The 19,727-nt window shown below is 55.2% G+C and carries 14 protein-coding genes; 9 read left to right on the plus strand and 5 right to left on the minus strand.

All coding sequences use genetic code 11. From position 1 onward, the window contains the following. Positions 1–854 (minus strand): hypothetical protein (locus BLR09_RS00005; protein WP_093196273.1); only part of this gene is annotated, 854 nt, incomplete at its 3' end. A 281-nt stretch (positions 855–1,135) separates the two neighbouring features. Between BLR09_RS00005 and BLR09_RS00010 the strand changes: the two genes are divergently transcribed. Further along, positions 1,136–2,092, plus strand: a complete 957-nt coding sequence (locus tag BLR09_RS00010; RefSeq protein ID WP_093196275.1) for a helix-turn-helix transcriptional regulator — start codon at positions 1,136–1,138, stop codon at positions 2,090–2,092. A 33-nt stretch (positions 2,093–2,125) separates the two neighbouring features. On the opposite strand, the gene BLR09_RS00015 is transcribed toward BLR09_RS00010, so the two are convergent. Together BLR09_RS00015 and BLR09_RS00020 are read right to left on the minus strand one after the other, a co-directional pair. Beyond that, the gene (locus tag BLR09_RS00015) at positions 2,126–2,728 is read right to left on the minus strand and encodes a YdeI/OmpD-associated family protein (protein WP_093196277.1); all 603 of its coding nucleotides are present in this window, start codon (positions 2,726–2,728) and stop codon (positions 2,126–2,128) included. 59 nt (positions 2,729–2,787) lie between these two features. Then, a complete protein-coding gene (locus BLR09_RS00020) occupies positions 2,788–3,180 on the minus strand; it encodes a RidA family protein (protein ID WP_093196279.1) in 393 nt (130 codons plus the stop codon). Between the two features lie 329 nt (positions 3,181–3,509). On the opposite strand from BLR09_RS00020, the gene BLR09_RS00025 reads away from it, so the two are divergent. Genes BLR09_RS00025 through BLR09_RS00040 form a run of 4 tightly spaced genes read left to right on the plus strand, consistent with a single transcriptional unit; the run spans position 3,510 to position 9,894 of the window. Further along, positions 3,510–4,016, plus strand: coding sequence for a hypothetical protein (locus BLR09_RS00025; protein ID WP_093196281.1), 507 nt, complete (start codon positions 3,510–3,512; stop codon positions 4,014–4,016). Between the two features lie 7 nt (positions 4,017–4,023). Next, complete coding sequence (locus BLR09_RS00030; RefSeq protein WP_093196283.1) at positions 4,024–5,565, plus strand: MGH1-like glycoside hydrolase domain-containing protein; 1,542 nt, start codon at positions 4,024–4,026, stop codon at positions 5,563–5,565. Next, complete coding sequence (locus BLR09_RS00035; protein WP_093196285.1) at positions 5,510–7,102, plus strand: glycoside hydrolase family 28 protein; 1,593 nt, start codon at positions 5,510–5,512, stop codon at positions 7,100–7,102. Before BLR09_RS00030 ends, BLR09_RS00035 begins: the two co-directional genes overlap by 56 nt. After that, positions 7,099–9,894, plus strand: coding sequence for a glycoside hydrolase family 95 protein (locus BLR09_RS00040; protein ID WP_093196287.1), 2,796 nt, complete (start codon positions 7,099–7,101; stop codon positions 9,892–9,894). Before BLR09_RS00035 ends, BLR09_RS00040 begins: the two co-directional genes overlap by 4 nt. Before the next feature lie 3 nt (positions 9,895–9,897). Here BLR09_RS00040 and BLR09_RS00045 read toward each other — a convergent pair whose 3' ends face one another. Then, positions 9,898–10,776: an AraC family transcriptional regulator gene (locus tag BLR09_RS00045; protein ID WP_093196289.1), complete on the minus strand. Its 879-nt coding sequence runs from the start codon at positions 10,774–10,776 to the stop codon at positions 9,898–9,900. Positions 10,777–11,085: 309 nt separating this feature from the next. Here BLR09_RS00045 and BLR09_RS00050 point away from each other — a divergent pair, with 309 nt between their 5' ends. Genes BLR09_RS00050 through BLR09_RS00060 form a run of 3 tightly spaced genes read left to right on the plus strand, consistent with a single transcriptional unit; the run spans position 11,086 to position 16,794 of the window. Then, positions 11,086–11,718 carry a DUF3826 domain-containing protein gene (locus BLR09_RS00050; RefSeq protein ID WP_093196290.1) on the plus strand — a complete coding sequence of 211 codons (633 nt, stop codon included), beginning with the start codon at positions 11,086–11,088 and terminating at the stop codon, positions 11,716–11,718. Between the two features lie 41 nt (positions 11,719–11,759). Next, positions 11,760–14,999 carry a SusC/RagA family TonB-linked outer membrane protein gene (locus BLR09_RS00055; protein WP_093196292.1) on the plus strand — a complete coding sequence of 1,080 codons (3,240 nt, stop codon included), beginning with the start codon at positions 11,760–11,762 and terminating at the stop codon, positions 14,997–14,999. A gap of 22 nt (positions 15,000–15,021) precedes the next feature. Next, positions 15,022–16,794, plus strand: coding sequence for a RagB/SusD family nutrient uptake outer membrane protein (locus tag BLR09_RS00060; protein ID WP_093197742.1), 1,773 nt, complete (start codon positions 15,022–15,024; stop codon positions 16,792–16,794). A gap of 69 nt (positions 16,795–16,863) precedes the next feature. On the opposite strand, the gene BLR09_RS00065 is transcribed toward BLR09_RS00060, so the two are convergent. Continuing rightward, positions 16,864–18,267 carry a M1 aminopeptidase family protein gene (locus tag BLR09_RS00065; RefSeq protein ID WP_093196294.1) on the minus strand — a complete coding sequence of 468 codons (1,404 nt, stop codon included), beginning with the start codon at positions 18,265–18,267 and terminating at the stop codon, positions 16,864–16,866. A gap of 207 nt (positions 18,268–18,474) precedes the next feature. Here BLR09_RS00065 and BLR09_RS00070 point away from each other — a divergent pair, with 207 nt between their 5' ends. After that, entirely contained in the window at positions 18,475–19,722 is a 1,248-nt protein-coding gene (locus BLR09_RS00070) for an alpha-L-fucosidase (RefSeq protein WP_093196296.1), read from the plus strand. Positions 19,723–19,727: the final 5 nt, after the last annotated feature.

Raw genomic sequence — 19,727 nt, forward strand, 5'->3', positions numbered from 1 at the left:
TCCTGATGCGCATACAGACCCGTCAGGTACAGCCGGGTATTGTCGGGCGAAAACGAGACGCCGTATTGTCCCGTAAAATTTCCCAGGCTGCGCGCGTTGGTGATTTCTCCTTTGCCGGCATCGAAATCAAATACCTCAAAAGGACGATCTGTTCCGTAAACAGCGGCCGCCAGCATTTTTCCGTTCGGGGAGGCTTTGAGATAGCCCATCGACTCAGCATCGCTGACTTTTCCTTTCGCATGAAAACTGCCCACCGCCATCCGTTTGCTTTCGGTGATGCCTTCCGACGTCAGCAGATAGACCAGAAAAGCGTCACTGTTCCAGGCATGGGCAAGAATCCAGTAGTCGTGCCCGTTGGCATGCGGAACGGCTGTCAGTTTCTCCGTCGTCATCGACTCAAGCAACCGGTTCTTCTCCGTGACATCACCCAGGCCGTTACGGAGCCGGGTGTCTACCACCGAGTAATGGAGGCCGCCGTCGGGGCCGTCGTCATAGGCTTTGACAGAAAAAAGGTAATACTGCCCCTCCCGGCCCGGAAAGGGAACGATGAGTGCAGACTGGGTGGAGGTCGGACTTCCTTTCAGACCAGTTCCGTTGGGAAGTAACTGATGGTCTTTTCCCCAGACGCTCACGCCGTCGGAGTAAAAGAGGAGCTGCCCGCTTTGGGCGTCCGAAACAACGGCGCTTCCTTCCAGTTGCCGTATCCGGCTTGCTTCTCCGGCCTGAGACAATCCGGACCCGAAGCGAAAGAAGGAGTAGTTACCGCATGCCCAGTGATCGGTTTCGTGCTGGGCAAAGCAGGGACTGCTCACCGACAGCCACCAGGTGCCTGCGAGGAATAAAAACTGTTTCATAGAGAGATTTGGTTGGTAATTTCAGTGGAGAACGGAGTTGAATATTTTCCGGAACGAAACCGAATGGTGCCGGCGGTCTGGTGTAAGGAAGGGTTTTGAAGGAGATAACGTACTTTGTTTTACCTTTCGATACCGGCTTCATAGGTTTGGTTGGACAGGAGGAACAATCAAAGAAACACAATAGGTAAAAAATCTCATATTATTTTCAAAAAAATATCAAAAGGAAATGACTGACCGGCGGAGACCCGGTCAGTCGCTTCGGAAAAATCGGTTGATTAACGATGGAAATAACCAGGCGGTTTGACCGCATTCTGCGGTTGTTTTTTGTGCTTCAGTCCCGGTCTGTGGTCAGCATCGAAGAGCTGCAAAACCGTTTTGACGCAAGCAAGCGAACCATTTACCGCGACCTGAACGCGTTACAGGCGGCTGGTGTGCCTATCGTTCAGGAACACGGAGTGGGTTATTCCATTATGGAAGGATACCGGATTCAACCGTCCCGGTTCACACCCGAGGAAATTCTGAGCCTGACTATTGCAGAAAAGGTCATGCAGGGGCATCAGACGCAGTTTATCAAAACGAACTTTGAATCGGCCCTTACCAAGATCAAAGGGTCTTTTGAGTTGCGGCAGAAAGACCAGGTTCAATCCCTGGAAGACAAGCTTCTGTTCGCGGATCAGACCCGGACCACCGAGTACCTTCCGGATATTATCGACGTCCTTCTGAAAAGTACCGTCACACAAAAAATAGCGCATATCCAATATATAAAAAGCAGCGGGACGGATGCCGTAAGCCGAGAGATAGAGGCTGTCGGCGTGTTTTACCAGAACCAGTTCTGGTATGTACTGGCTTATTGTCACCTGAGACAGGATTATCGGAATTTCAGGCTCGACCGTATCCGCGAAGTGCGGCTTTCGGGGAAGGGGTTTACCCGAAAACACCCGCCGGTCGACGAACTGCGCAGGCAGGATATAGCAGCTTATGCCACCCGGATCGTGATCCACGTCGACCGGGAATTTGCACACTACCTCTTTTGGGAACGGCAGGTATTCGGTTATGAACGCGAAGAGCGGGTGGATGGGCACGTAGTGATGTATTTCACCTGCCGCATGCATCCGACGGCGTTCGTCCGCTGGTTCCTGAAGTATGTAGACATCGGCCATATTGCCGAGCCGGAAGGTTTGCAGGAGGAAGCACTGGCAATTGTCCGGGCGGGATTAAAACGAAACCCCGTCGCCTGACGAGGCGTATTGGATAACCTGCGGAGAACGGTTTTACGGCTTGCCCGGCCGGCGAAACGCTTTTGGCATCAGCCCTTCCGTCCCGTTCCGGATGATTTCGTCAATCCGGGTATGTCTCGTTTCAGGCGTTTTGGCCAGAACGAGCCATTGCAGAAGTACTTTTTGGGCTGATGGGCTCAGTTTGCTGAAAAACAGCTTCGCTTTCGGGGCCGGTATCAACGCCTCCCGCAGATCTTTGGGTACTTTCAGCGCTTCCACCGAATCGAGCAGCGTCCAGGAGCCGTTCTGCCGGGCGACTTTGATACAGGCGAGGCCCGCGGGTTTCATTAAGCCGCTGGCGATCAGTGTTTTCACCTTTTCCTTGTTGATCTTTGACCAGGTACTCCGGGGCTTCCGCGGGCTGAAAAACTGGGCGTAACGCTGTTCATCCAAAGACCGCGCGGTACTGTCTATCCACCCGAAACACAGGGCTTCGTCTACTGCATCGCTCCAGCTCAGGGTGCGGGAGCCCGTCTGTTTCTTGTAGTTAACAAGCCAAACCCCGGTTTTTTCGGCGTGGTTTTCTTCCAGCCAGGCTCTCCATTCCGCCTTGCTTTCTACATAGAGCAGATCCGCTTCGTCGATAATTCTGTTCATTTTAGTCAATAGTAAAAATACCCCGGGCCAACGGTAGTCAACCCAGGGTGGTGAAGTCATTATTTTACGACGGTAGCTTCGAGTTCAATCGTCAATCCGGCAAACAGGCCCTTTACCTCAATGAGCGAGGTAGCCTGCCGGACGTCGTGTTCGGCGATCCACTCCTGATACAAATCGCCACAGGTCGCGAAAAAATCAGTAGTCGATGTAGTATAAACATTCAGCCTGACGATGCCGCTGCAGGCATATCCGGCCTCGCCGATCAGTTGTTCGAGGTTGTGGAATGTTTGCGTCAGCTGTTCCCGCATTGCTGCGGCGAGCGGTGCTCCGTTGGCGTCAATAGCAGCCTGGCCGGAGCAGTAGAGCGTGCCGGAGGGTTGCCGGATCTCGACAGCTTGTACAGAATTCGTGTTTTTACCCCAAGCCCACGGGTCGATGGTTCTTTTTTCCATGATTCGTTATTGAATAGTTCATTGGATGCAAGTATCAGTCCGGACTGACGCTGCAAAGCAAGGATTGGCTGGTGACAGCTGTTTGTCACACTTTTTTGAGAGGGTGACATTTTTTGCCGTGTATGGACCAGACAGGTTGTTTCTCGGATCACGGAAAGCCGGTATACCCAATACGCTCTGTTAGCAAAAGAAAGTACCTGAACCGATACCGGCTACCCCAACTGATCCGCTAAACCGGTATGCTAAGATGATACAGTCACCCGCCAACATGGTAGACATTTCCCCCTGGAAGCCGATATAATTTTGTCAAGCCTGAATTGACTGATTACATGACGCGCATTCTCTTCCTTCTGTTTGCTGCTTTGCCGTCGTTTGCCCGAACGGGACAAACTGTCACATTGGTTTTTCCCGATCATTCGCGTGTGCGCTTCGGCGTTGGAAAAGTAAGAGAGGCTTTGACGACAGCCGGATACCACGTTGTTCCGTCGCGCGGGAAAACTCGTATTGTTGTGACATTCAAAGCAGTATCCGCTGATTCGGTCGGCTGGCCGGGAAAGGAGGGATTTTTCCTCGAAAGAAAATCGGGAAAAAACCTCGTTGTACGCGGGGGAGACGCGTCAGGCGCACTCTACGGCTGCCTGGAGCTCGCGGCGCGTATCCGTGAAAGCGGAAAAATTCCTGAAACCTTGCTGGTAAAAGATCAACCCGAAATGGTCCTGCGAGGCACCTGTATCGGGGATGCATACGCTCCGATTCGGCAAAGGCGTTTGCCTGTTGCTTGGCTTTGTTTCGGGAAACGAAGACCTGCGCACCCGCGAAATCCGCACGAATGTTGACTGATTCATGAGAACCTCTTTCCTCTTTTTGCTGCTTTTCGCGGGAACGCTGTCGGTGCAGGCCCAACGTCTGTATGTACTCAATGGCGACCGTCTCCGGAAAAACGTGGCGTATTTCAATGCCGTCGACGCCGAAGAAGCGGTGAAGAACTACGTACCCAATGCCGCCTCGTACGACTGGCTGATGGCGAATGTCCCTCTTTTCGACTGCCCCGATTCGGTATTGCAGACGGTATATGATTTCCGGTGGTGGTCACTCCGCAAACACCTCAAGGAAACACCTGATGGTTTTATTTTCACCGAATTCATTACCAAAGTCAACCACGCCGGCAAGCACAATGCCATCAGCAGCGCGCTGGGGCACCATATCTACGAGGGGCGCTGGCTGCGGAATCAGCAGTACCTGGACGATTACATCCGTTTCTGGCTGTATGTCGACCCGAAGCATAGCGTGCAGCGTTTCCATGCGTTCAGCAGCTGGATCGACGACGCGGTGTATGCCCGTTACCTCGTGCAGCCCGACGGGGAATTTATCCACCAAAATCTCCCCGCGCTGGCAGCAGACTACCGCCGGTGGGAAGAAGAGCGGTGCCTGCCGGGTGGGCTTTTCTATCAGTTTGATGTAAAAGACGCCATGGAGGAATCAATCAGCGGTTCCCGCAAAGAGAAAAACCGACGTCCGACGATCAATAGTTATATGTTTGGCAATGCGCTGGCAATCAGTCGCATGGCGAAGCTTATCGGGAACGATTCCCTTCAGGTAGTTTATAAAAAAGAAGCGGACCGGCTGCAGAAACTGACTGTTGACAGCCTGTGGGACGCCCGGGCAGTATTCTTCAAAGTTAAAAAGGAAAAAGGCGGCTTCGCCGACGCGCGCGAAGCGATCGGGTACATTCCCTGGTACTTCAACCTGCCTGCCGATAAGCCGGAGTATGCTGCCGCCTGGGACCAATTGACAGACGAAAAAGGATTCCGCGCGAAATGGGGACTGACGACTGCCGAGCGCCGCCACCCGCTTTTCCGGACGCATGGCTCCGGCCACGGATGTGAGTGGGACGGCCCCGTCTGGCCCTATGCTACTACCCAAACGCTCAAAGCCCTCGCCAATCTTTTGGATAATTACCGCCACCACGGTACAATGACCCCGCCCGTGTTTTACGGAGAGCTGCTCCGGTATGCCCGCTCCCATACCCTTAACGGGCATATCTATCTCGGTGAGTATCAGGATGAAAAGACGGGAGAATGGCTCAAAGGAGATATTCCGCGAAGCAAGTTTTACAACCACTCCGGCTTTGCGGACCTGGTCATCAACGACCTGATTGGTATTCGCCCCGCTGAGGGAAATAGTCTGGATATCAAGCCATTACTGCCTGAAAACACGTGGGACTGGTTTTGCCTCGACGGCGTACCCTATCACGGCAGGACGCTGACGGTGCTGTACGACCGCACCGGCCGGAAATACGGAAAAGGAAAAGGATTTTTGGTTTTTGCCGATGGAAAAAAAGTGGCACAGGCCCGGACGGTCCGCCCGCTTCGGGTTACTCTCTAAGCTGATTCCGGTACTCTGGCTGACAGCCGGTATGGTTTCGGCGCAGCAATACGTCGATGTGACGCGTTTCGGCGCCCGCCGGGACAGCAGCCAGTTAGCGACAACGGCTATCCGGAAGGCGATCGAAGCAGCGGCAAAGGTCGGCGGCGGAACGGTCTATTTCCCGCCGGGTCTGTACAAAACAGGTCCTATTCACCTGAGAAGCCACATTACCCTGCTGATCGACGCCGGTGCGGAGATTCATTTTTCGGATGATTTTGACCAGTACCTGCCCATGGTACCGTCCCGTTGGGAAGGTACCGACGTGATCAATTTTTCCCCGCTGATCTATGCCGATCACGCCGAAAATATCGCCATCCAAGGACGGGGATTATTACATGGGCATGGACGAAAATGGTGGCACTATTCCGAAGTAATCGTCAAGAATTCGCCAGGGTCGAAATGGCAGGACGAATTCCATCGTCTCAACAAAGACGTATTACATCCGGATTTACCGGGGTGGGTGGAAAGAGGCTTTCTACGTCCTCCGTTTATCCAGTTCATGCATTGTAAAAATGTGCAGATAGAAGGAGTCACGATTACGAACTCTCCCTTCTGGACGGTCAACCCCGAGTATTGCGACAACGTGACGGTTTCGGGAGTAACGATCGACAATCCCCAATCGCCCAATACCGACGGCATCAACCCTGAATCCTGTAAGAATGTGCATATTTCAAACTGTCACATCAGTGTCGGGGACGATTGCATCACCATCAAATCAGGCAAGGACAGATCCGGCCGGAAAAGCAATGTACCCGCTGAGAATCATACGATTACAAACTGTACCATGCTCTCGGGGCACGGAGGCGTCGTGATCGGCAGCGAGATGTCGGGCGGGGTGCGGAACATCGTGATTTCCAACTGCATTTTCGACGGAACGGACCGCGGCATCCGCATCAAAACCGCCCGCGGTCGCGGCGGGGTAGTGGAAGACATCCGCGTCGACAACGTCATCATGCGGAATATCCGGGAGCAGGCCGTCGTCCTCGACACGCAATACGTCAAAACAAACCCCGAACCTGTTTCCGGGCGGACACCCGCCTTCCGGCGGATTCACCTGTCGAATATATCCGCCAGCGGTAAACAGGCCGGGTACGTCAACGGACTGGAAGAAATGCCGGTTGAGGATATCAGTTTTACCGGATTGCGGTTCCGAACCGAAACCGGCTTTGTACTCGGAAATGCCCGGCAGGTTGTTTTCCGGGATGTTACGCTGACCACAACACAAGGTCCCGCCGTGACAGCCGATCGCGTTTCCGGCTTGGAAATCAACGGATTAAGGACGGAGAAGGCAGTAGCAGGCGCTCCCGTTATCGACCTGAAAAATGTGACAGAAGCCCTCGTTTCCGGGTTATTTCTCCCGGCATTAGCGGACGTCTTCCTGCGCGTCAGCGGATCGGAAAGCGCGGGTATTGTCGTTACCGGAAATCACCTGAAGAAGGCAATCATCCAACGCGAACAGGAAGTACCTGCCGACGCCATTGCCCGGCTTCCATGAAAAAAATACTCGCTTTAGGCTGCTTGCTGTTTGCCGTCGCGACGGTGAATGGCCAACCTTACCGCCTCTGGTACCGGCAACCGGCCGTTAAATGGACGGATGCCCTGCCCCTGGGAAACGGCCGGATCGGCGCGATGGTGTTTGGCGGTACCACTAACGAACGGATTCAGTTTAACGAAGAGACGCTCTGGACGGGCGCCCCGCGCGATTACAACCGTCCCGGCGCATCGGCATACCTCGCGCCGATCCGCAAATTACTTTCCGGGGGAAAACAAAAAGAGGCAGAAGAATTGGCCCAGACGCATTTCATGGGCCTGAAAAGCGAGGAAGAAAGCCGGGACGTCTGGCTGAAAAAAGTCCGCTCCGGTGCCGGAATTCCCGGTAATCCGGCTGACCCGGAGGACGATGACGGCACTTGGGCGACCATGCCTGTCCCCGCCTACGAGGGTTGGGAGAGCGTTGGATACGAAGGCCTCGACGGGGCCGTCTGGTTCCGGACAACGTTTGAACTACCCGCCGGCTGGCAGGGTAAAGACCTGATACTGGATCTGAATCGGGTTCGGGATCAGGATGTTACGTACATCAACGGCGTCAGGGTAGGGGAGACCACCGGTAGCGAACCCCGCAAATACCGATTGCCGAAGGAGGCGCTGCGCCCGGGCCGGAACCTCCTCGCCATACAGGTTCTCAATTTCTTTGATAAAGGAGGCATCGGAGGATACAAGGATACCTCCCGGCACATCGGTATCTACCCTGCCGACGTACCGGCTGGAGACAAGCTATCCCTCAACGGCCACTGGAAATTCCGGATTCAGGACGACGACCCGCCGGCGGTGGGGAAGTACCAGGCGGACTACCAGCCCTTTGGCGACCTGATCATCCGTATGCCTGATCTCGGTAACGTGGCAAACTACGAGCGGGAACTCACCCTGGAAGATGCGGTTTCCCGTACCCGTTTTCAGGCAGGAGGAGTAGGGTACCTCCGGGAAGTATTTGTGAGCCAGCCGGATCAGGTACTGGCGGTACGGCTTTCAGGAGACCGTCCGGGAAAGGTATCTTTCGATGCCATTCTCAAAAGCCCGCACGAAGGATTTTCGACCCGGAAAATCGACGACAATACACTGGCGCTCCGCGTGGCCGTCCGCAAAGGGGCGCTATTTGGTGAAAGCTGGCTACGGATTGAAGCAAACGGAGGTCGTATCCTGGTTACCGATACCTCGGTTTCCGTATCCGGCGCCGACGATGCCCGCCTGTATCTCACCGCGGCGACCAATTTTGTCGATCCGCACGATATTTCCGGCAAGCCGGACCGTACCTGCGCGCGGGTTCTCGGCGCGTTGTCCGGCAAATCCTGGGAAGTACTGCGCGGGCGGCATATCCGGGAGTACCGAGCGTATTACGACCGGCTGACTATGGCCTTTGGAGAAGAGACGGATCCGAAACCGACCGACGAGCGCCTGGCCCGTTTTTCCGAATCGCCCGATCCGTCGTTTATGGCCCTGTATTTGCAGTATGGCCGGTATTTACTCATCGCAGCGTCGCGGCCGGGTACACAACCGGCCAATTTGCAGGGTATCTGGAACGAGTTGCTCTCGCCACCGTGGGGAAGCAAGTATACCACGAATATCAACCTCGAAATGAATTACTGGCCGGCAGAAGTACTGAACCTTCCGGCGCTGCACGAGCCTCTGTTCATGATGATTAATGAACTGATAATCAATGGAAAAGAAACTGCCAGGAAGTACTACAACGCCCGGGGCTGGGTATTGCACCACAACACGGATCTCTGGCGGGGAACGGCCCCGATCAACGCCTCGAACCACGGTATCTGGGTGAGCGGCGCGGCGTGGCTCTGCCAGCATCTGTGGGAGCATTATCTGTTTACGGGAGATGTCGTTTTTCTTCGGGAGAAGGGCTATCCGGCGATGAAAGAGGCTGCCGGATTTTTCTGTGATTTTCTGGTGAAAGACCCCGCAACGGGCCGGTTGATCAGTACTCCCTCCAACTCGCCGGAAAACGGCGGACTCGTGGCCGGTCCGACGATGGACCACCAGATCATCCGAACCCTGTTCCGCAATACGGCCCGTGCGGCGGAGGTACTGGGCGCTGATGATACATTCCGTCAGGAGCTGTTGAAAAAAGAGCAGCAACTGGCGCCCAACCGCATCGGCCGGTACGGGCAGTTGCAGGAGTGGCTGACCGATCTGGACGATACCACTAACCGCCATCGCCACGTATCGCATCTGTGGGGCGTGCACCCGGGAGACGACATTACCTGGCACAAATCGCCGGAGCTGATGCGGGCCGCGCGGCAGTCGCTGACGTACCGGGGCGACGAAGGTACCGGCTGGAGCCTGGCCTGGAAAATCAATTTCCGGGCGCGCTTTCTGGAAGGAGAGCATGCGTTGAAACTGGTCCGCCTGCTGCTGCGACCGACTTCCGGATCAGGAGGTTCGTATACCAACCTGTTTGACGCGCATCCGCCGTTTCAGATCGACGGCAACTTCGGTGGTGCGGCGGGTATCGCTGAAATGCTCCTGCAAAGCCACGACGGAGCCATTGACCTGCTGCCTGCTTTGCCGGCTCTTCTGAAAGACGGAAAGGCAAGCGGTCTGCGCGCCCGTGGCGGCTTTGAGCTGGAGTATGCGTGGAAAGACGGCCGGCTGACAACGCTCCGTGTCAGATCCCTGGCCGGACAACCCTGCCGCCTCCGGTATGCAGGCCAGGAAACGACGTTTTCGACCGAAAAAGGAAAAACCTATGAACTGGATGGCGCCCTGCGCCGCCGGTAGGCACTACTTCGTTTTGTTGAAGTATTTTTTCTTGTACTCCATAGGCGTCACGCCGGTGACTTTCTTGAAATGCCGGTAGAAGTTGGAGACGTTGTTGAACCCGCAGTCGAAGCAGATGACTTCCGTCGGAACCTTGTCTTCCACCAGTGCCCGACAGGCATGGCTGATGCGGATTTCAATCAGAAAATCATAATACGTTTTGTTCGTCATCATCTTGAAGTACCGGCAGAACGACGTGACGCTGAGGTTACTGATCGATGAAATCTCCGCCAGCGTAATCTCCTTGCGGTAATTCGCCAGGGTATAATTGCATACCTTATTGAGCCGCAGCGTATCGGATTCGTTGGATTGATAGAAGACGTTGTGACCGTTGACGATGGTCGAGTACTCGTCCGTTTCCGCCAGAATCTTGAGGATGGAAAGTAGCAGAATAATCCGGTCGAGGTTAGTGGCTGCCGCTGCCGCCTGCATCAGCGGAATGAGTCTTTCCCGCGCTTCGCCTTCGATGACCATGCCGCTTTTCGCCTTTTCATAGAGGCGGGGCAGGAGGTAGGCTTCCGGTAGCCGGAGCAGAAAATCGCCCAGGCAGTTCGGCAAAAACTGCAGCACAATCACTTCAATATGCAGGTCGGGATCATTTCGGAAGTACTCGTCGGAGCTGCGCCAGGTATGGGGCAGGTTTTCGCCGACGAAGACAATCTCCCCATGCGAAAAGTTGCTGATATTATCTCCGATAAACCGCACGCCTTCTCCCCGGACGATGTAGTGCAGTTCGAGCTCCGGATGGTAATGCCAGATATTTTTAAAATGCGGTAACTGGTTGTGCCAGACCGTAAAGGAGGTCTCCGGACTGGCCGTTACCTTGCGAAAAAGAGGTTTCATCGTCAATCGGTCAAGAGGGAAAACCTTTCCGAAAAAGGTCTGTCGTAACAAGAGACGGCTGCCGGAGAAACTTTCCCTGTTGTTTGGGAGAACCGGAGATTCTTCTCTTCAATGCCGTATCACCCGGCATTTCTGTGGCATAGCCCCGTTTTTTACAGAAAATGCCGATTATTGACGGCAAATATAACAATATGGGTATATTATATGATAATTTCATATAGTAACTTGGCAATAACCAGCACAAAACCAGGGCCGTTCCGGGAGAAATTTGTACTATCCTATTGAAAAATAGAACAAGAACAGAATCACATGAATCTTCGAATCGGTTTTTTGGGATGGTGCCTGCTGCTGGTGAGTGCAAGCGGTGTACGGGCGCAGGACGACGCCTACACGCGGGTGATCACAGAGCGTGCCGCAAAAATTACAGCGACACTCGGGCTGACGGACGCGGGCAAAGCCGACCGCGTCACGCAGCTGATCGCCGGCCAGTACCGCCGGCTGAATGACCTGCAGGAATCCCGGAAAACAGAGGCTGCTGACCTGAAAGCCAAAGAAGCCCCGGCCGCAGAAATGACCGCCCTTGAAACCCGCACGGAAAAAAAACGGAACGAACTACATGACGTATATATTAAAGCGTTGTCGTCTGAACTGACGGCTGCGCAGGTTGATCAGGTCAAGGATGGAATGACCTACCGCGTACTGCCGATTACCTATCAGGGCTACCTGGACATGCTTCCGAACCTCACCGCCGAGCAGAAATCGCAGATACTCAGCTACCTGACCGAAGCCCGCGAGCATGCGATGGACGCTGAAACGTCCGAGAAAAAACACGCCTGGTTCGGCAAATACAAAGGCAAAATCAACAACTACCTGTCTGCCTCCGGTATCGACATGAAAAAAGCCGGGCAGGAATGGCAGGAGCGCCGCAACGCGCGTCACTGATACCCTCACTCCTGATACTACGCTAAACTTCTCTGGTAACGATGAATCGAATTCTACCCAAACGGGCAGACCGGCGGATCGCCCTTCTCTGCCTGTCTGCGCTGCCCCTGCTTTGCCCGCCGCTCCGGGCGGAGACGGCGGGCGACCCTCACGCAGGCAGTCGCCTGTCGGTCAGCCGTCCCACCGAAAACATCACCGGGTCGGTCAAAGACAAGAACGGCAAGGGTATTCCCGGCGTCAGCATCCTGATCAAGGGAACCAAAACCGGTACCGTTACAAACGCCAACGGGATCTTCAATATCAACCTGCCAACCGGAAAGGAAACCCTGATTATCAGTTCAGTAGGGTATAAAGTACAGGAAGTATCGGCCAACGGGCAAACGACCATCGAGATCGTGATGGAGGAAGACGCCGCCGCGCTGGACGAAGTGGTGGTCGTGGGATACGGTACCCAGAAAAAGATTCACCTGACGGGCGCGGTCGCGACAGTCGACATGAAGAAAGTACAGGACCTGCCCGTCGGCAGTCTGTCGGCGGCGCTGGTTTCCCAGATGCCGGGTGTAGGGGTTTCCGGCGGAACGAGCCGCCCCGGAGACAATGCGCAGATTACTATCCGCAACCCGATTGTTTTGTCGAAAGACGGAGGCACGCTTCGGCCGCTGTATGTCATTGACAACGTGGTCCGGTCGGAAGACGATTTTAACCTCCTCGACGTCACCGAAGTAGACCAGATTTCCGTCCTCAAAGATGCCGCTGCTGCGATTTACGGCGCGCGGGCCAACCAGGGCGTGGTCGTCATCACGACCAAAAAGGGAAAAGCCGGAGCGCCTAAATTCAGCTACAGCGGTTCCTATGGGATTTCGGACGCGGCGATGCTGCCGAAGATGATGAACGGATACGAGCTGGCTACGTATACCAACGACTACAATTTCGCCGGTGGCAAAGCCGCTTCGGACCCGTTGATTTACAGCCCGGATGAGCTCGATTACTTTAAGAAAAATAACCTGGACTGGCTCCGCACCGCGTGGAAGCCTTCGTCGGTACAGCGTCATGCGCTGAACGTGAGCGGAGGAAATGAGCGGTCGACCTACTTCGCCAGCGTATCCTACAACAACCAGGACGCTAACTTCGACAACGTCAACGCCGATAAATGGACCTTTCGGGCGGCGGCCGATGTCAAAGTAGCCAAAGGGTTCAAAGCCGGTCTGATCGTGGCCGGAGACCTGTCCCAGAAACGCATGTACTTCCTCAAGCAGGGTGGTGAAAGCCCGGAAAAAGACATGCAGAGCCTGCTTTATACGGCGCAATTCAAGCCTGCTTATGTAGACGGACTCCCGGCGCTGACGACGAACTCCTCCGGTTCAGCGAGCGAAAACTTCCACTTTTTCGAAGTGCAGAAAGGCAATAACTACACCATGACCCGGAACACGGGCCTGAACGTGACTGCCAACCTGGAGTACGACATGCCGTTTATCCCAGGCCTGAAGGCGCGGCTGCTTTTCAACAAAACGATGGACAATAACTTCGGGAAGCAGTACGGCACGAAATACAATGTCTATACCTTCAACATGCTCGGCGACCACAAGCATATCTACGGCGGTGGGGTGAAGAGTATCGTATCCCTCAACAACGGCGACCGCATCCGCATTAACCCCGGGTATACCGATTCCTATCAGTTCAACGGATACCTGAATTACGACCGGGAATTCGGTAAACATGCTATTTCAGCGATTGCATTCTTCGAGCAATCCGAGACGTCGGTCGACGGTACCACCGCCATGATTGAAGGCATTATTCCCGACGGTCTCGACAACATGGGCTACGGGACGGGTACCAATACCGTGACGGAGGTGGCGTCGGAATCAGGGACGCTGTCGTTTGCCGGGCGGGTCAACTATGTCTATGACGGCAAGTATCTGGCTGAACTGGCCATCCGCCGGGATGCGTCTACCAACTTCGCACCGGACAAGCGCTGGGGTACCTTCCCGTCGCTCTCCCTGGGCTGGGTGATGTCGGAAGAAAACTTCTTCAAATCGAACATACGCTTCGTTAATTTCCTGAAAATCAGGGCGTCAATCGGGATGCTGGGCGGAGACGCCACCCGGGCTTACAACTGGATTTCCAGCTACTCCACGGCGCAAACCGGCAAGGGCCCCGTATTCGGCGGGAACGCGGACCGGACCATCGTCTTCACCACGAAAAACGCGATGGCCAACCCCAATGCCCGCTGGGACGACAACACGAAGTACAACTTCGGTATTGACGCTCAGTTCTTTAACGGACGCCTGTCGACCAACCTCGACGGGTTCTACGACCACCGCTACAACATGCTGACGGCGATTTCGTCGTCGGTACCACTGACCGTAGGGGCGTCGCTGCCTTCGGAAAACTATGCGTCGGTAGACGGTTTCGGGGGAGAATTTTCGGTGAACTGGAACGGCTCCTTCCGCAAAGACTGGAGCTACCGGATCGGCGGGTTCTTCTCCTGGAGTGATAACAAACAGATCAGGGTGGACGTCGACAAAGGTTTCGTCGGCACCTACCGCGACCCCAACGGTCGCTCCACCGACCGGGGTATCCTCGGCTACCGCTATGCCGGTATGCTGCGTAGTCAGGCGGATGTTGACGCGCTGCTGGCAAAGTATCCCAGCTACACCATTGAAGGCGTAGCGCCCAAACCGGGTATGCTGTACTACCAGGACGTACGCGGGCTGAAGACCTTCAGTGCCGACGGCACGGTGAGCTACGGCGCACCCGACGGCAAAATCACCGAAGAAGACAAGGAATGGCTGACGCCCAAACAGAGCAACCACTTCGGCCTGGGTCTCAACTTCTCGACGAGCTATAAGAAACTGTCCTTCTCGTTTGTCATGGGCGGAAGCTTTGGCGGCAGGGCCATGATCGAAAGCGCCGCCAGAGGCTGGAATACCAGCGCGCAGGTCAACGCCATCACCAATGTGCCGTTTTTCCTGACGGACCACTGGACGCCTGAAAACCCGAACGCGACGTATGGCAGCCCGTACTACCGCGGCCAGAATCAGCTGGATTCCGATTTCTGGTTCAAGAATTCGTTCGAACTATCGGTCCGGAACGCGAACCTGTCGTATGAGCTGTCGCCCACCGTGGCCCGCAACATCGGCGTATCCGGCGTGCGGTTGTACCTGGTGGCGACAAACCCGCTCAACCTGTACAATCCCTATAGTTACAAAACCTATTCCGGCAATTACGATGCATACCCCGTGTTGCGGTCGTTCTCCCTCGGTATCAACCTGAATCTGTAACCGGACTTCAAACAGCATGACGATGAAAAAAGGATATTTCGGGCTTCTGATCGCTGCGGTGGCGCTGGCCGGATGCAAAGACGTACTCAATAAAACAGACCTTTCGGCGGCTGATCCGTCGATTATCTTCAGGGATTCGGCCCTGGCGACGCTCAGCCTGAACTACGTGTACGACCAAAACCTGCCTGCCTGGGGCGGCCCGACGGCCACTACCAGCCTCGGCGGCAGCAGCTATACCGACGAATCATACGGCGAAAGCAAGTACCTGGAAGGGTCGCTGACGGTCACCGACGTCACCGACTTCGGAACCGCTCTCAACGCTACCAACAGCTACGGGAAGATCCGTACCATCAATTCCTTCCTCCAGGATTTGAAAAACGGAACGATCAAAGGCGGTACCCGCAATCGCCTCCTCGGCCAGGCGCTGTTTTTCCGTGCGTGGCGGTATTTCGAACTGGTGAAACTATACGGCGGCGTTCCGCTTGTGCTGACGCCCCAGGAGGCTGTCGGCGTAGAAGCACGGGAAGCGGCGTTTCTCCCGAGAAATTCCACGTCGGACTGCTACAAACAAATCTCGGCGGATCTGGATTCCGCCATCGCGTACCTGCCCGCGAAGTGGAGCAATCCGGCGGTCGACTGGGGCCGCATTACCAGTGGCGCCGCCGCCGCGCTCAAAGGCCGGGTACTGCTCTATGCCGCCAGCCCGCAGTTCAACCCGAACGACGTAACAGACAAGTGGAAAGCCGCGTATGACGCCGGCAAGCAGGCTGTCGCCATTCTCTCGGCTAATGGCGGCGCGCTGCATGCTTCCTTCGATCAGATGTGGTTTCAGGAGCAAAGCAACCCGGAGGCGGTCTTTATCACCGGATACAATACCTCTTCCGGCGACCAGGCGAAGAAGAACAACGGCTACGACAACGCGACCCGCCCGAAGTACACCGGAACCGGCGGTGGCTCGAACCAGCCGTCCTGGGAAATGGTCAAAGCCTTCCCGATGCTCGATGGTAAAAAGCCCGGAGAATCGACGAAATACGCCTACTCCGATTCAACCTTCTTCAAAAACAGAGATCCCCGTTTCGAGAAAACCATTGCCTATAACGGCTCTACCTGGCCGCTCAACGGCAACGCCGGGTACCGCCTCTGGACGTATTATGTCGGGGGAAAGACTACGGAGTCGTCGGCTACCAACACCGGTTTCTATACGCGGAAAGCCATCAATCCGACGCTGGAAGCCAGCCAGGTACAGTATGCCGGAACCGACTGGATCGAAATCCGCTATGCCGAGGTACTGCTGAACCTGGCGGAGGCAGCGGTCGGTATCGGTCAGCTGGAAGAAGCCTATACGCAACTGAAGGCGATCCGGAAGCGGGCGGGTATCGAAGCGGGTACCGACGGGCTGTATGGCCTGAAGGCAAGCATGACCCGCGCCGAACTATTCGACGCTATCCTGTATGAACGCCAGATCGAATTTGCGTTTGAGGGAAAACGTTTCTGGGATCTTCGCCGCTGGAAACGCATTGAAAAAACCCTGAACGGAAAGCGCCGGACAGGGGTGACGGTTGATCTGAAAGCGTCTGTCGACGCCGGTACCTTCCTCACCATCCGCGACGGACTGAAGCTCGAAGAAGCCTATTCCAACTACTTCACCATCACGGTCAAGAACCTCGATACGAAGTACGCCATCAACTGGAAAGACAGTTATTACTATTTCCCGATTCCGTCGTCTGCCATTGACAACAATCCAAAGCTGATTCAGAACTCGGCCTGGGGCGGCGGATTCGACCCGCTGCAGTGAAAATCGGTTTGTATAAAAAGCCCTCGGACGCGTTGTCTGAGGGCTTTTTTGTGGTGTATCAGGCTGGAATCAGCGGGAGTTTTCTGCCGGAAAAAGCGCCAGCAGGTCCTGAAGGCTATTGGAAGACGTCAGAAACCGTTCTTCAAAAGCTTTGAATGCATTGGGGTCGATCCCGCTATTGAGCAGGCTTTCCCGGAAAAAGACGTAGTCGGTTTTGGCACCGGAGGTATGAAGAACGCCGGACAACCATTGCCAGATCCGTTCCTGCCCGAATTCCTGCTCCAAAGCGGTCATCAGCAGCGGAATATACTGATACCGGTAAGTATGATTAACCTCGTTTGTGTTGGAAATACGTCCGAGCGGAACAAAAGAGGTCAGTTTCCGGCTGGCTTCGACATACTGGCTTATCTGCCGGTCGTAGTAGGATTTTCCGACAAGATCCCGGACGGCGAGCAGCGACATATATTCCGTCATACCCTCCAGAAAGGCCCAATGCAGCGTGGAATTGGGTCTGAAAACGGAACCGAAATAGTAGTGCCCTAGCTCATGCGCCAGAAAGGAAAGACGGGCAGAGTCGGAAATGGTCATTGTTTTTTCGTCGACCAGCGTATTCAGCCAGTTATCCGGACTGACGGAGGCGATCGTCGGATAGGTAACGAACATCCAATTGTTGCGTTTGGACACCGGGGTGCTGGCCAGCAGCGTAATGTCGGTTCCGTAGGGAATTTGAAGATGTTCTTCGTAGTACTTTCGGAACTTCGTAAACCAGCCGTCCACGACAAGTGCCTGCCCGGCAGTGAAAGTGGTATTGACAAGCCAGGTATTCCGCTCTTTCTTAAAATCAAAATCGCCGGCAAAAAGCATCAGGGGGTAGGGAGTTGTGGTCTGAAAGCGGACCTCCGGGCCATACTGAGGCGCGGAGCCATTGAGGTAATGGGCTTTGGCGCCGGGGGTGTGAAAGGTCAGGTCATAGGTGACATCGGTATAGGCCCTTCCTTCTTCGGGATCGAGGATGACCGGGTACCAGACGGATTGTTCGGTAGCCCGGATAGTCTGTCCGTTGAACGCGATATTGCCTTTCCAGTCACCCCGCTCGCTGCGCAGAGCCGGATCGTCATGAACAGGAAACGCGCCTACATAGCTGATCCGAAACCGGCCGGGCAGGTAGCGGCCTTTTCCATCCGGTGCAGGAAGCCAGTACTCGCAGCTTTCGGCTGATTTCCCGGTGTCACAGGCCCGCTGGAGGCTGTAGTTGAAGGTGTTGGTACTGTCGCGCAGGAAGCGGATCGCCATGCCCGTATTCAGGCGGAGGAAATAGCGATTGGCAGTAGGCAGGCCGGAGACTTCCAGGTCGGCCCGGAGGGTACCGTCTTTCAATGAAATGAATACATTTCCGGAGATATGCGGCGTCTGAGCTTCTGCACAGGTTCCGGTCAGAAACAGAATAAAAAAACAGAAAAGAGAGCGTGTCATACAACAGTCTGGCCGCTGTCGGGCGGGCAGGGAAAGGACAAGGAATCGGCCGGAATGTTGCATAAGGCCATCCTTTCGACACAGGAAACACAGATTCTCCGCACGCGGTACAAACCGGAACCGCAGAATAATCCATCCCCGTCAGCGAAATAGCTATTTCCGGACACCGGCCGAAGAGGGATTTTGGCGGACTCATTCTGATGCTCTATGAAAAAAACGCTCTGTTTCTGCTTGCTCCTGTTGATGGCCGGCTCCGTCCGCGCGCAGGAAAAAACGCCCCCGGCCGCCCTCGACCGTTTTATGGATCACCGCTTTGGTCTGTTTATTCACTGGGGGCCTGTTGCGCTCAGGGGTACGGAAATCGGCTGGAGCCGCGGTACATCCGTACCGGTTGGCGACTACGACAATCTCTACGAAGAATTCAACCCGACACTGTTCAACGCTGAAAACTGGGTGCTGGCTGCGAAAAATGCCGGGGTTAAGTACCTGACGATCACTGCAAAACACCACGACGGTTTCTGCCTCTGGCCGACAAAAACCATGAACTATTCCATCGCGCATTCACCGTTCAAGCGGGATGTCGTCGGTGAACTCGCCGCTGCCTGCCGAAAACACGGTATCCATTTCTGCATCTATTTTACGGTGCTGGACTGGCATGACCCGGATTATCCGGTGCATTTGCCCGACGGCAAGGGCATCGACCCGAAAAGCGATATGAAACGCTTTGTGGGACGTATGAAGGCGCAATTGAAAGAGCTCGTTACCAACTACCACCCCGAAATGCTCTGGTTTGACGGCAACTGGGAATCGCCCTGGACCGAAGATCTCGGCAAGGACATCTATGCCTACCTGAAATCGCTCGATAAAAATGTTGTCATCAACAACCGCCTCGGCAAGGGCAAGCACCCGGAGCTGGGCAACGGAACGGTAGGGGATTATGCCACACCGGAGCAGTTCGTCGGCGCATACAATCCCGGTATTCCCTGGGAATCGTGCATTACAATCTGCCAGCAATGGGCCTGGAAACCAAACGACAAGCTTAAGTCAACGGATGAATGCCTCAAGACGCTGGTGAAGACCGTCGCCGGCGGGGGTAACCTGCTTTTCAACGTAGGTCCGATGCTCGATGGGCGGATTGAACAGCGGCAGGTGGACCGCCTCGCCGAGATGGGTGCCTGGCTGAAAAAGTACGGAGAGGCGGTTTATGGCACACGCGCGGGCTTGAAAGCGCCGGACAGCGTGTGGGCGTCGACCGTGAAGGGAAACAAGGTATACGTCTTCGTACTCGATCCGAAAGCCCGGAAGATCGTACTGCCGGCAGGCGTGAAAGTACGCCGGGCCGGGTTTATCGGTGGTGCAGCCGTAACGCTGGGCGAAGAGAGCGGCGCGCCGGTACTGACCCTGCCCGCGCAACTGCCGGACCCTGTATGTTCGGTGATTGAACTGGAGCGGTAAGGCGA

It is taken from the genome of Siphonobacter aquaeclarae (assembly GCF_900103285.1).
GTDB classification, from domain to species: Bacteria; Bacteroidota; Bacteroidia; order Cytophagales; family Spirosomataceae; genus Siphonobacter; species Siphonobacter aquaeclarae.

Excerpts from the sequence above, each read along its gene's own strand:
- BLR09_RS00060 (WP_093197742.1), top strand. The coding sequence starts at position 15,022 with ATGAAAAAAGGATATTTCGGGCTTCTGATCGCTGCGGTGGCGCTGGCC.
- BLR09_RS00030 (WP_093196283.1), top strand. The coding sequence starts at position 4,024 with ATGAGAACCTCTTTCCTCTTTTTGCTGCTTTTCGCGGGAACGCTGTCG.
- BLR09_RS00065 (WP_093196294.1), bottom strand. The coding sequence starts at position 18,267 with ATGACACGCTCTCTTTTCTGTTTTTTTATTCTGTTTCTGACCGGAACC.
- BLR09_RS00035 (WP_093196285.1), top strand. The coding sequence starts at position 5,510 with ATGGAAAAAAAGTGGCACAGGCCCGGACGGTCCGCCCGCTTCGGGTTA.
- BLR09_RS00025 (WP_093196281.1), top strand. The coding sequence starts at position 3,510 with ATGACGCGCATTCTCTTCCTTCTGTTTGCTGCTTTGCCGTCGTTTGCC.
- BLR09_RS00040 (WP_093196287.1), top strand. The coding sequence starts at position 7,099 with ATGAAAAAAATACTCGCTTTAGGCTGCTTGCTGTTTGCCGTCGCGACG.
- BLR09_RS00070 (WP_093196296.1), top strand. The coding sequence starts at position 18,475 with ATGAAAAAAACGCTCTGTTTCTGCTTGCTCCTGTTGATGGCCGGCTCC.
- BLR09_RS00015 (WP_093196277.1), bottom strand. The coding sequence starts at position 2,728 with ATGAACAGAATTATCGACGAAGCGGATCTGCTCTATGTAGAAAGCAAG.
- BLR09_RS00020 (WP_093196279.1), bottom strand. The coding sequence starts at position 3,180 with ATGGAAAAAAGAACCATCGACCCGTGGGCTTGGGGTAAAAACACGAAT.
- BLR09_RS00045 (WP_093196289.1), bottom strand. The coding sequence starts at position 10,776 with ATGAAACCTCTTTTTCGCAAGGTAACGGCCAGTCCGGAGACCTCCTTT.
- BLR09_RS00050 (WP_093196290.1), top strand. The coding sequence starts at position 11,086 with ATGAATCTTCGAATCGGTTTTTTGGGATGGTGCCTGCTGCTGGTGAGT.
- BLR09_RS00010 (WP_093196275.1), top strand. The coding sequence starts at position 1,136 with ATGGAAATAACCAGGCGGTTTGACCGCATTCTGCGGTTGTTTTTTGTG.
- BLR09_RS00055 (WP_093196292.1), top strand. The coding sequence starts at position 11,760 with ATGAATCGAATTCTACCCAAACGGGCAGACCGGCGGATCGCCCTTCTC.